The sequence below is a fragment of the Fibrella rubiginis genome (genome assembly GCF_017353185.1).
GTDB lineage: Bacteria > Bacteroidota > Bacteroidia > Cytophagales > Spirosomataceae > Fibrella > Fibrella rubiginis.
The window spans coordinates 514,024-526,264 of the sequence record NZ_JAFMYV010000003.1; the positions used below are offsets into that span (position 1 = coordinate 514,024).

Here is a 12,241-nt window from a genome sequence, read left to right on the forward strand (position 1 = left end):
GCTGGGTTGATTGCCGATACCCGGAATCAGAAGAGAGCAGGGGGGTGAAGCAATGAGCAGGGGTGGTTGATGATTAGCGGTCTATATTGCTATCCATCTGCTGTTTCTCACTCGTTGTTTCATTCCCCTGCTCTTTCTTCGTATCTAGGCATTATACGCTAGCTACTCAACACCATACACTCACCTCTCCCATGCGCATCAGCGTCATCATTCCCACCCGAAACGAAGCCACCACCATTGCCCAGGTAGTTGCCGACGCCCGTGCGTTTGGTGGTGAACACGTAGCAGAGGTCATTGTTGTTGATGGCGGCAGCACCGACGATACAGTGGCTATTGCCCGGCGGGCGGAAGCTACGGTGCTCAATTCGCCCCAATCGGGACGTGCCGCACAGATGAACATGGGGGCCCGGCATGCCACCGGCGATATACTCTACTTTGTGCATGCCGATGTGCGCCTGCACCCCGATTTTGTGGTCGATATTCACAATGCGCTGGTTAATGGCTACAGCGCGGGGCGATACCGGTTTCGGTTCGATGCCGACTTACCCTGGCTGCTACGGCTCAACAGCTATGCTACCCGGTTTGGGGGCGCGGCCAGTCGGGGGGGTGACCAAACGCTTTTTATGAAGCGGTCGCTGTTCAAGCAACTCAATGGATTCGATGAGCGGTATGTAATCATGGAAGACTTCGACATGATCCGCCGCATCGAAGCGATTTCCGCTCCGTTTGTGATTATACCCAAAAACGTGATTGTGTCGGCACGCAAATACCAGCGAAACGGCTGGCTGCGGGTACAATTGGCCAACCTGCTGGCCGTGATGTTGTTTAGTTGCCACGTACAGCCAATCCATATTGCGCGTACTTATAAACGTTTGTTACGGTAGTACGGGTTGGTTCCGCGCTGGCGACCTTGCGTGTGTGCTAACGACTTATACTTAAACTTATGTAAGGCTATTGTATTTATACCTGATAATTTTCTACGATTTATAAGAATAATTTAATATTCTCGGCCAAATCCTTTCAATCAGCGGGGCTTCTCGGCAATTTTGCTGCCAAAGCAAAATAGAACTATCAACCAATCTTCATCAATTATGGAGCAATCGCTACGTCGATGCCTCCTGCTTGTGGTGATGCTGGGCCTCTCATTGGGATTGGCGCTGGCACAAAACCGCGAGATCAGGGGCAAAGTAACATCCGCCGACAACAACGCCCCTGTGCCCGGTGCCAGCGTGGTTGTATTGGGCAGTTCGCGCGGCACCACCGCCGACGCCGAGGGTAATTATCGGATTCAGGCCGCCGCCGGGCAAACGCTCCGGTTTAGTTTCATCGGCAGCAAATCGCAGGATAAACTGGTAGGCAACGCCGACGTGATCGACGTGAGCCTGGCCCCCGACGCAGGCAACCTGAACGAAGTGGTCGTAACGGCCCTGGGTATCAAGCGCGAAAGTCGCCAACTGGGTTATGCCGTGGCGCAGGTAAAAGGTGATGAATTGGCCGCTTCGCAGCGTGACAATTATATCAACGCATTACAAGGCCGCGTGGCCGGTTTACAAGTGGCTACGTCCAGCGGTATGCCCGGCTCGTCGTCGTCGGTGCTGATTCGAGGCGTAAACTCCATCAGCAGCAACAACCAGCCACTGTACGTGATCGACGGCATGCCCATCAGCAACAACACCGCTGCCAGCAACAGCTTTGTGGCCTCTAAAAATTCGGGTACGTCATTCGAGAATCGTACTGTCGATTTTTCGAACCGGGCGCAGGATATTAACCCAAATGATATTGAAACAATTACGGTGTTAAAAGGCCCTGAAGCTGCCGCTCTTTACGGCGTGGACGCTGCTAACGGCGCCATTATTATCACCACCAAAAAGGGCCGCGCCGGGCAGGGGCGTATTAGTTACAGTACGGCCGTGACGGTGCAAAAAACTGGCCCGCTGCCACAAACGCAACGTATCTATGGGCAGGGCAACAACGGCGTGACGCAAAACAGCAGCTTCAACGCCTTCGGCCCGCGCTACACCGAAGCCGACACACTCTACAATAACGCCGAAGGCTTTTTGCGCACCGGTATTGGGCAACGGCATAATCTCGCTTTTGATGGAGGCACCGACAAGTACACTTACCGTTTGTCGGTAGGGTATCTGGACAGCAAGGGCGTGATCCCAACCACAAACCTGAAGCGGTTGAACGTGACGCTGGGGGGTACGGCTAAGCTCAACGATAAGTTCTCGCTTGAATCAACGATTCAGTATATCAACACCGACAACGTAAAAGTGTCGAAGGGCGTAAACAGCTTCTTGCTGGGTATGCTGGCCTGGCCTGCCGACGACAACATGAGCCAGTACATCGACCCGGTAACAGGCCTGCGCAGGAAAGTGACTACCGGTAATTCGGAAATTGAGAATCCTTATTTCGATGTCAATAAAAACCAACTGCGTGATCGCATCAACCGGGCTATTACTAACATTGGTCTGAATTATAATTTTGCTGACTGGCTGACCTTCACGGGTCGTGTGGGGCTGGACGTGTACTCGGCCAACTACCTTATCAAATACCACCCCGAATCGAACCGGGCGGGTGGCGTTATTGCTGGTGCGCTGGATCAGGCTACCGACAACGGGCGCGTGTTTACAGGTCAGTATTTCCTAACGGCTAAAAAGCAGTTTGGCAAACTGAGTACCTCTTTCCGGGTAGGACAAGCACTCTACGATAATGAAACAAACGTACTGGCCACGCGGGGCGAAAAATTCCAAAACCCGGAGTTTACGTCGATCAATAATACTGATCCGCTCACCCAGAAATCGCTCTCGACGCTGACGCAACGGCGGCTGATTGGTGCCTTCGGCGACGTGACAGTGGGCTATAACGACCTGCTGTTTTTGACCGTAACGGGCCGTAATGACTGGTCAAGCACGTTTCCAGCGGCCAACCGGTCGTTCTTCTACCCTTCAGCCTCCCTGGGCTTTGTATTCACCGACCTTATTCCCGACAGTGGCCTTAAGCGGGCGCTGAGCTACGGCAAATTCCGTATTTCGATGGCGCAGGTAGGCAAGGAAGCGCCGGTATACGGTACATCAGCAGCCTACGAAAGCCAGACTACCACAGGTGGTGGATTCAGCTATGGCTTCACAGCTCCCAATCCTTATCTGAAGCCAGAAAAAGTCAACTCGTTTGAAACGGGCTTTGAAACCAAGTTTTTCAACGGCCGGTTGGGTATCGACGCGGCCTATTACAAGACTACCAGCCGCGACCAGATCATCCAGAACCTGCGTATCAGCTACGGCACCGGCTTTATTCTGAAAACGATCAATGGTGGCAGCCTCTACAATGAAGGCGTGGAAATTTCGCTGACGGGCGAACCCGTTCGTCGGCCCAACTTCTCATGGTTTACGACGCTGAATTTCGCCAAGACCAACAGTAAGCTCGAAACCCTGCCCAACGATTTGCAGGAATACTACAACTCCGACACCTGGGCGTCGGGCAACGTACGTAATGGCGTACGGCTGGGGTCGCCGCTGACGACCATGACAGGCAACACCTACGTGCGCAACAACAACGGCGACATTCTGGTAAGCCCGCTCACAGGCCTGCCCCTAACCGAAACCGTTTGGCGCATTGTGGGCGACCGCAACCCCGATTTTGTGATGGGCTTCCTGAATACGCTTACCTACAAGGCCTTGACCCTGAGCGTATTGCTCGATATTCGCAAAGGTGGCGATGTATATAATGGTACCGAATCATTTTTGTACAACCTGGGTCTGAGCCGCAATACACTAGATCGCGAAACGCCGCGCGTGTTCCGGGGGGTGCTGAAAGATGGGCTGGAAAACACAGCCACGCCTACACCCAACAATATTCAGGTGACGCCCTATTACAACAATGCCTACTATACGTCGATCTCTGACGAAACGTTTATCGAGCGTAAAATCAACTGGTTGCGGCTTAAAGAAGTGACCCTACGGTATGCCGTGCCATCGTCAGTATTGAGCAACTCACGGGTGTTTAAGTCAGCCAACGTATTTGTTACGGGTACCGACCTGTTGCTGCTGACCAACTACACCGGTGGCGACCCCGGCGTAAACACCACCAATGCCGCCACGGGCGGGTCGGGCGGATTTGGGTTCGATTTTGGCAACCTGCCCCTGCCACGCGTCTTCAACGTAGGTATCAACGTAGGATTTTAATCACCATGAAAATCAAGTCATATTTTGCCTTCCTCGTAGCGGGGATGGCCCTGATGCTGAGCAGTTGCAACGACTACCTAGACATCAACAAAAACCCAAATAACCCCGACGTGGTGGAGGCGGCCCTGTTGCTGGCACCCATCCAGAACCAGTATGCGCTGGGCATTCAGTTCGATGCGCGATTCATTGGGCGGTATGTGCAAAATTTCCAGGCCACTGGCTCCGGCGACCGCTGGGATCTGCACGGCTACCTACCCGCTTCCGACAACGGTGGCGACCTATGGCGGAACGTGTACTGGCGCGGGGGGCGCAACAACATCAACCTCGTCGACGATGCGCGGGCGGGGCAGAAGTGGGACTACCTCGGCGTGGGTTTGATTATGCAGGCGTGGGGCTTTCAGATGCTGACCGACATTCACGGCGAAATCATCTTGGATGAAGCTTACGACCAAGACCCGAATAAGAATACCTTCAACTACAACACGCAGCCAGAGGTATATGCCAAAGTACCGCAACTGCTCACCGAAGCCATCACGAACCTGAACCGCAACGACGGCAAAGTATCGCAGGTACAACTGGCCCGCGGCGACGTGATTTATAAGGGTGACCGGACCAAGTGGAAACGGTTTGCCTACGGTCTGCTGGCTATCAACGCACACCACTTGTCGAACAAAAAGGGCACCTACAGCCCCGACAAGGTGATTCAGTATGTAGATAGTGCCTTTGTAGATAATAACGATGACGCCGTTTTCACCTTCAACGGCCTTAGCACCGCCGATGCCAGTTTCTTTGGACCAGTGCGGCAAAATCTGATGCCCTACGCCCAATCAGCGTTTATTCTACGGTTATTGGATGGATCCGTGTTCACCGGTGCCAAAGACCCCCGACTACCCATCATGCTGGCTCCCAGCGGCGATGGTAACTATCGGGGCCTCAACCCTGGTCAGGGGCAGTCGACAGCAGCAAGCGTACCTACCAACGTTCGGGTGGTAAATCCGTGGGGTACAGCCATTAACGTAAATCCGCCGGTGGGCACCACGGGCCGTTTTATCTTCACCGACAAAGGGCCTTTTCCACTGATGACCTTCGCGCAGCTGCAGTTCATTAAAGCCGAAGCCGCGTTTATCAAGGGCGATAAGGCCACGGCATTGGCAGCCTACAAAAAAGGCATTGAAGCGCACATGAGTGCCTATTACGTGAACACGCCTGCCGCCGACCGTGCCGCTTATCTGGCTAACCCGGCGGTGGTGCCTGCTACGGCAGGTGCGCTGACGCTCAACCAGATCATGTTGCAGAAATACATTGCGCAGTGGGGCTGGGGTTTCCTGGAACAGTGGGCCGACATGCGTCGCTACAACTACAGCGCCGACGTGTTTACTTCCCTGGTATTGCCCACTACGCTCTACCAGGATAACAACAATAAACCCGTGCAACGGTTACGCCCGCGCTACAACTCGGAGTATGTCTGGAACATTCCGGCCCTGACTAAAATCGGCGGGTTCGAACTCGATTTTCACACCAAACCCGTCTGGTTTACACAACCTTAAATGAGTTCAAGGTTCAACGTCTAAGGTTAAAAGTTGCTTCGCATGTAATATGCGGAGCGCGAAGCAACCTTTAAGCTTAGACGTTGAACCTTGAACTTCTCTTCCATGAAGCACTTCATTTACGTCCTTATCGCGGCTGGCACAGTGCTGGCATCATGCGAAAAAAATACGCTGAGCATTCCCGTCGACCCGGTTACGTCGGGGGCACGGCTGAAAGTGATTAACGCCGCTCCTGACTTGCCGGGTGGCGTGGAGGTGGCCGCCAATGGCCGCAAGCTGAGCGCCTATACGCCCATTGGAGCCTCTACCAGTAGCCCTGGTATTGTGGGGGGAATCACGTTTGGCAATTCGTTTCCGTCGATAAGCTCAAACTACGTGGTGGTCACGCCAGGTGCACTGTCGCTGAGCCTAACCTCGCCTGCTACCACAACAGTTAACAGCGCCACGGCCATTGGTACAGCCTCGGTTACGCTCGAAGACAATAAGTACTACTCATTGGTGGTGTCGGGTACGGGTGTGCAGCCGGAAACGTTTCTGGTCAATGATGACTTCAGTCAGGCCACATCATCAAACCGGTTTTATGTTCGATTCATGAACTTGATTCCCAACGGCCCCACAAGTTACGATTTAGGCCTGCTGGGTGCTGATGGCAAAACGGTGACGCCGCTAGTGCAGAACATTCCCTACAAAACCGCTACTGCGTTTATCCCCGTCGACGTGGCTAATGGGGCTACGCTGGTGTTGCGTGGAAGTGGCAGTGCGGCCAACATCGGGGCCAACTACGTGTTCACTAACCTGACAAACGGGCGGGTGTTTACCGTGTTTGCCCGCGGTGTTTTCGGCCGAACCGGCGCGCAGGCGCCTGCGCTTAACGGATACATAAATCGCTAGGCCCTCTCTGCGCATCAACCCAGATCGACGGGGCTGGGCCTTTGCCTCACAAGCCTAAAACAATACCGTTCGTTGTCTGCTTAGGAAAGCAATTCATCAGTCTATTGAAATAATAGGTTGCTGAGTTGCTTTTTTTAATTCACGCAACGCATGGAAACGACCAAAACAAAAGCTTACGGAGCCAGCCGCTCACTCATCAATTCGTTCAACATGGTGTCGCGCATGAACATCGAGCGCGACAAGCCCAAAGCCGACGAAGTAGCGATTGATATTCTGTACTGCGGCGTGTGCCACTCCGATCTGCACCAGATCAAAAACGACTGGGGCAATACGCTCTATCCCTGCGTGCCGGGCCACGAAATTGTGGGGAAAGTCAGTGCCGTAGGTCTCAACGTAACAACGTATAAAGTAGGCGATACCGTGGGCGTGGGCTGCATGATCGACTCGTGCGGGCAGTGCGCTTCCTGCCAGGAAGGAGTGCAGCAATACTGCGAAGGTCCGTCGAGTTTTCTGGCTACCTACAACGGGTTTCAACAACCCAACCCACTGGAAATCAATAAGAAAAATACATTCGGCGGTTTCTCGACGTCGATCGTCGTAAAGGAGTCGTTTGTGTTGCGCATTCCCGACAAGCTCGACATTAAAGCTGCCGCGCCGATCCTGTGCGCGGGTGTGACGACCTATTCGCCAATGAAACACTGGGGCGTGAAAGCCGGTGATAAGGTAGGCGTGGTGGGCCTGGGCGGGCTGGGCCATATGGCCGTGCAGCTGGCTAAAGCTATGGGTGCCGAGGTGACGGTCATCACCAGCACCGAGACCAAAAAAGGCGCCGCCGAGGCCCTGGGTGCCCACCACGTAATTTTGTCGAGCGACATTAAGGCCATGAACGCCGCCGAGCTTTCCCTGAATTTCATCCTGAGCACGATCCCTGACCCCTACGACATCAACGAGTATATCAAGCTCCTCAAGCGCGACGGCTCTCTGGTGGTGGTGGGTGTGCTGGCACCGTTCTCGAAAGCCACCAACAACATGGAGGTGGCATTGCACCGCCGGTCGGTGGCGGGGTCGTTGATTGGCAGTATCCAGGAAACGCAGGAGGTGCTCGATTTCTGCGCCGAGCATAACCTGGCCCCCGAAATTGAACTGATCCCCATTCAGGCCGTCAACCAGGCCTTCGACCGCATGGAAAAAGAAGACGTCCGCTTCCGGTTCGTCATCGACATGCAAACCCTGAAAAGTGAAGCGGAATGAAGGAGTGAGCAGTGGGCAGTAGCAGTAGGCAGTGGCTGACGCAAGCCCACTGCCACTGCCACTGCCCACTGCCGTTGCTAAACCCTACGCCGCCTTTCCACGTATAGAGCTATATGCTCAACGCGCTACTGCTCATTACCTGCCTGCTTACCCCACCCGATTCGGTGCCGCCCAAACGATTCAGTTTGCTCCCGTTGCCGGTGGTGTATTATACGCCCGAAACACGCTTTGGCTATGGGTTTGCGCCCACGGCTACGTTCCGGTTTCGCGGCGACACAGGCCAAAACGTGCGGCCGTCGCAGGTCACGCTGGGGGCGGTTTACACCCAGAATAAGCAGTTGCTGCTGTACCTGCCGTTCCAGATTTTCTACAAAAACAACCGGTATTTCGCTAATGGTGAGCTGGGTTATTACAAATACAACTACTTCTTTTTCGGGCTGGGTCAGCGCGAAGTACCTAACGAACTCTACGGCGTTGATTTTCCCCGAATACGCGTCAACGTCTTCCGGCGAGTGAGTCAACCAGCTGCTAACCAGCGCACAGTGGCAGGGCAACCGCCGTCGGCGCGGGGATTGTATGTGGGGCTGCGCTACCAATATGAGCACTACGTCATCACCAGCACTACCCCCGACGGGCTGCTGGCATCGGGTGCGGTGCCGGGTGGAGCTGGTAGCATTTTGTCGGGCGTGGGGACGGGGCTGTTCTACGATTCGCGGAATAACGTATTCTACCCCAGCCAGGGCATGGTGGCCGATTTCTCATTCCTGAGTCAGGGTAGTGCCGTAGGTAGTCAGGTGCGGTACGATCGCTGGGTGGGCGACGTGTCGACGTATCATCCGCTCAATCGCCGACTCACCCTGGCGCTGAACTACGTGCTCAGCGTGACCACTGGTGGACAGGCTCCGTTCAACGCGCTGTCACTCCTGGGCGGCACCAAACGGGGGCGGGGTTTCTACGAAGGCCGCTACCGCGATGACAACCTCGCTCTGTTGCAGGCCGAACTGCGCCTGAATGTCTGGAACCGGCTAGGTGTCGTTGGCTTTGGCTCAGTGGGTGCGCTGGGTAACCAACATGATTTTCTGCGGCTGAACCAACCCAAAGCGGCTTACGGTGCGGGCCTGCGCATCCGCGTCAACCGCGACCTCGTCAACCTCCGCCTCGACTATGGTCGTGGCCTCCCCTACACCGGCGTCGGCTCCAGCGGCGTGTACCTGACCATCGGCGAAGCGTTTTAAGCGGTCGGTGCCTAACTGCCTTCTTCGTTGTGTGACTGCCGCCACTTTGTCCCCCTTTTATGGGACGCGGCGACGTACCCCTACCTGGTACGTTTGTCATGAGCAAAGAGCAGAGAGCTTGGAGCGACGAGCAGCGGCTACCGCCCACTCCTTGCCCCCGGCCCTTTGCCCTGGCCAGATCCACATCTTCCTGTTATCATGCTTTCACTCGCCTACACCGACGAACTGCGTCAGGCTGTGCAGATTGCGCAGGCTGTTGCCCGCGAAAACCAGCACCCGTCGCTGGCACCCGGTCATTTGCTGGCCGGTATCCTGCACAATGAGGTAGGGTTGGCGTCGCAGTTGGTGAGCTGGAACGTCGATGTGGCGTACCTCCGCGACTGGGCCGATATTCGGATTGAGAGTAGTCCGAAGTCGGCCCGCCTGGGCGAAGACCCCCGCGCCGATGAAGCCACCCGCGCCCTGCTGGAAGTGGCCGACGTGGTACGCATGAAACTGGGCGAGATGGCGCTTAGCCCGCTGGCGGTACTGACAGCCATGACCAAACCCAACCTGGCGTTTTCGGTCGATCAGCTTAAGTCTTTCCCCCTCACCGAAAACCAACTGCTCGAACTGGCCCTGCGCGATGCCGTGTTGCAGCAGGCCGTGGGCGGCAATGGACATAGCAACGGGGCTGCTTCGGCCTCAACCGGCACGGCAGCGGACAAAACCGTCAAGTCAATCTTTAAATACTGCACCGACCGCACTGCCGCCGCCCGCGACGGTAAGCTGGACCCCATTGTGGGCCGCGACCGCGAAACCGGGCAACTCCTCGAAATTCTGGGTCGTCGGCTGAAGCCCAACGTGCTCATTGTGGGCGAACCGGGCGTGGGTAAAACAGCCCTGGTGGAAGGCTTGGCGCAGCAGATTGTGGCCGGACAAGTGCCCCCACAGCTTCAGGGAGCCACATTACTCCAGATGGACGTGGGTTCGCTGGTGGCGGGAGCGTCGTATAAAGGCGAGGTGGAAGAACGGCTTAAGACCATGTTGGCCGAACTGAAATCGTTTGACAAAGCCCTGCTTTTCATCGACGAAATACACACGCTGCTGGACCCCAACGGCGGGGCCATGGGCACCGTCAACCTGCTCAAGCCCGAACTGGCGCGGGGCGAACTGACCCTGATTGGGGCCACCACCAACGACGAATACCGCAAGTACATCGAAAAAGACGAAGCTTTTGCCCGCCGTTTCGAGGTGCTGGTGGTCGACGAACCCGACGAACCCACCGCCGTCCGGATGGTGAGCACCGTGGTGCCCGCCTTCGAGGCCTACCACGGGGTATCGCTGGCCCCCGGCACCGTGGCCGAGACCGTGCGGCTGGCCCGGCGCTACCTCAAAGACCGCCGCCTGCCCGACGCCGCCATTGACCTCATCGACCGGACGATGTCGGCCCTGAAACTGGCCACCGCCACCACCGCACCGGAGCTGGAACGCCTGCGCACGGAGTTGCACACCCTCACCAGCGAACACGCCCAAAGCCTGCCCGAACTGGCCCTGCACGACCTCCGCTGGTTTGAGCGGCAACTCAACGCGCGCCTTAGTCCGGTGCTGTTGGGACAGATCGAAGACGAGACCGACACGGCCGGGTTTGTTTTACCCGAAGCCCTTTCTGAACACCTGCGGGTACTTTTAGACCAGCTCGACACCCTCGGCCAACAGTTGGGACAGCAGGTTGGCCCCGCCGAAATTGCCGCTGTGGTGGCCCGCCGCACGGGCATTCCGCTGGGGAAAATTCAGTCGAAAGAACGCGAGAAACTGCTGGTTCTGGCCGAACACCTGCGGCAGCGCGTGGTGGGGCAGGACCACGCCACCACCATCATTGCCGACGCCATTCTGGAAAACCGCTCGGGCCTGAGCCGGGCGGGGCAACCCATTGGGTCGTTCTTTTTCAGCGGCCCTACCGGCACCGGCAAAACCGAACTGGCCAAGTCGATGGCCGACTTTCTGTTCAACGACGAGCGCGCGCTCATCCGGTTCGATATGTCGGAGTTTAAAGAAGAACACTCCGCCGCGCTGCTCTACGGTGCCCCTCCCGGCTACATAGGCTACGAAAATGGCGGGTTGCTGGTGACCAAAATCAGGCAGCAACCCTTTGCAGTAGTCCTGTTTGACGAGATCGAAAAGGCGCACCCCTCGGTGTTCGATCTTTTCCTGCAAATCCTGGACGAAGGCCTGCTGCACGACCGCTTGGGCCGCGAGGGCGACTTCACCAACGCCATCATCCTGTTCACGTCCAACATCGGCTCGGACTGGGTGGTGGAGAAAGCCGCTAAGAACGAACTGGCTACCTCTGGCGAGTTGCTGGACATTATGGGCCGTTTTTTCCGGCCCGAATTTCTGGGTCGCCTCACGGAGATCATCCCGTTCCTGCCCATTTCGGAGGCGGCGGTGATGAGCATTTTCGGCATTCAACTGAAACCACTGCTAACGACGCTGACCAAGCAGGGCATCACGCTCACGGTGTCGGACGAGGCCCGGAAGCAACTGGCCCTGGAAGGCTACACGCCCAGATACGGTGCCCGGCCCCTGCGCGGTGTGATCCGCAACCGCCTGCGCCGCCCCCTCTCGCGCATGATCATCGCCGGCGAAATTGGCAAAGGCAGCGTGCTGAATCTGGGTGTCGACGAGGCAGGCGAACTGGTTTGGAACATTCCATCGACACCACTTCCCCTTATCTAAGATGGCCTCTCTTCTCCATTTCGCTCCTAACGAACTGCTGTTTAGTCCCGACCAGACGAAGCAGGTCTTATTGATGTTCTGGCCTACCAGCAACGGTATTGGCTCAATGACCATCACCGATCCAGACCGAGGCTTCGCTCAGGCTTTACTCATTGAGGCCATCGCGGCTAGTAACCGAATGAATTTCGTAGAAGGGCTTTTCAGGACCTTCTACAGACCTAACGTCGGGGTTGTATCAACAATTCTGGCGCTTATAGCCACTGCGTTACGTCGAAACTGGCTTTCAGGTATCGACCCCAACAGAGTCAAAATCTATGAATCTGTTCGCGCTTCGCTGGCCCGCAACTGGCGTAGCGAACTGGAAATACGTCTTCAGACAGATTCATACATAGGCTATTAAATCACTATCCACCCT

At 56.1% G+C, this 12,241-nt stretch carries 8 protein-coding genes; all 8 read left to right on the top strand.

The genetic code is table 11. The features are described 5' to 3' along the window. The first annotated feature begins 191 nt into the window (after nucleotides 1–191). The 8 genes from J2I47_RS09000 to J2I47_RS09035 all read left to right on the top strand — a co-directional run bounded on the left by J2I47_RS09000 (nucleotide 192) and on the right by J2I47_RS09035 (nucleotide 12,226). On the top strand, nucleotides 192–884 hold the full coding sequence (locus J2I47_RS09000; RefSeq protein ID WP_207364226.1) for a TIGR04283 family arsenosugar biosynthesis glycosyltransferase: 693 nt from the start codon (nucleotides 192–194) through the stop codon (nucleotides 882–884). 207 nt (nucleotides 885–1,091) lie between these two features. Further along, nucleotides 1,092–4,184 carry a SusC/RagA family TonB-linked outer membrane protein gene (locus J2I47_RS09005; protein ID WP_207364227.1) on the top strand — a complete coding sequence of 1,031 codons (3,093 nt, stop codon included), beginning with the start codon at nucleotides 1,092–1,094 and terminating at the stop codon, nucleotides 4,182–4,184. A gap of 5 nt (nucleotides 4,185–4,189) precedes the next feature. Then, the gene (locus J2I47_RS09010) at nucleotides 4,190–5,731 is read left to right on the top strand and encodes a SusD/RagB family nutrient-binding outer membrane lipoprotein (protein ID WP_207364228.1); all 1,542 of its coding nucleotides are present in this window, start codon (nucleotides 4,190–4,192) and stop codon (nucleotides 5,729–5,731) included. 105 nt (nucleotides 5,732–5,836) lie between these two features. Further along, a complete protein-coding gene (locus tag J2I47_RS09015; protein ID WP_207364229.1) occupies nucleotides 5,837–6,622 on the top strand; it encodes a DUF4397 domain-containing protein in 786 nt (261 codons plus the stop codon). A 150-nt stretch (nucleotides 6,623–6,772) separates the two neighbouring features. Beyond that, on the top strand, nucleotides 6,773–7,873 hold the full coding sequence (locus tag J2I47_RS09020) for an NAD(P)-dependent alcohol dehydrogenase (RefSeq protein ID WP_207364230.1): 1,101 nt from the start codon (nucleotides 6,773–6,775) through the stop codon (nucleotides 7,871–7,873). Between the two features lie 113 nt (nucleotides 7,874–7,986). Further along, nucleotides 7,987–9,108 carry a BamA/TamA family outer membrane protein gene (locus J2I47_RS09025; protein ID WP_207364231.1) on the top strand — a complete coding sequence of 374 codons (1,122 nt, stop codon included), beginning with the start codon at nucleotides 7,987–7,989 and terminating at the stop codon, nucleotides 9,106–9,108. Between the two features lie 198 nt (nucleotides 9,109–9,306). After that, nucleotides 9,307–11,826 carry an ATP-dependent Clp protease ATP-binding subunit gene (locus J2I47_RS09030; RefSeq protein WP_207364232.1) on the top strand — a complete coding sequence of 840 codons (2,520 nt, stop codon included), beginning with the start codon at nucleotides 9,307–9,309 and terminating at the stop codon, nucleotides 11,824–11,826. Nucleotide 11,827: 1 nt separating this feature from the next. Then, nucleotides 11,828–12,226 (top strand): hypothetical protein, encoded by a 399-nt coding sequence (locus J2I47_RS09035; protein ID WP_207364233.1) that lies wholly within the window; start codon nucleotides 11,828–11,830, stop codon nucleotides 12,224–12,226. Nucleotides 12,227–12,241: the final 15 nt, after the last annotated feature.

What these genes read in the sequence shown, in the direction of transcription:
- J2I47_RS09000 (WP_207364226.1), top strand. Translation starts at nt 192, where the DNA reads ATGCGCATCAGCGTCATCATTCCCACCCGAAACGAAGCCACCACCATT.
- J2I47_RS09005 (WP_207364227.1), top strand. Translation starts at nt 1,092, where the DNA reads ATGGAGCAATCGCTACGTCGATGCCTCCTGCTTGTGGTGATGCTGGGC.
- J2I47_RS09010 (WP_207364228.1), top strand. Translation starts at nt 4,190, where the DNA reads ATGAAAATCAAGTCATATTTTGCCTTCCTCGTAGCGGGGATGGCCCTG.
- J2I47_RS09015 (WP_207364229.1), top strand. Translation starts at nt 5,837, where the DNA reads ATGAAGCACTTCATTTACGTCCTTATCGCGGCTGGCACAGTGCTGGCA.
- J2I47_RS09020 (WP_207364230.1), top strand. Translation starts at nt 6,773, where the DNA reads ATGGAAACGACCAAAACAAAAGCTTACGGAGCCAGCCGCTCACTCATC.
- J2I47_RS09025 (WP_207364231.1), top strand. Translation starts at nt 7,987, where the DNA reads ATGCTCAACGCGCTACTGCTCATTACCTGCCTGCTTACCCCACCCGAT.
- J2I47_RS09030 (WP_207364232.1), top strand. Translation starts at nt 9,307, where the DNA reads ATGCTTTCACTCGCCTACACCGACGAACTGCGTCAGGCTGTGCAGATT.
- J2I47_RS09035 (WP_207364233.1), top strand. Translation starts at nt 11,828, where the DNA reads ATGGCCTCTCTTCTCCATTTCGCTCCTAACGAACTGCTGTTTAGTCCC.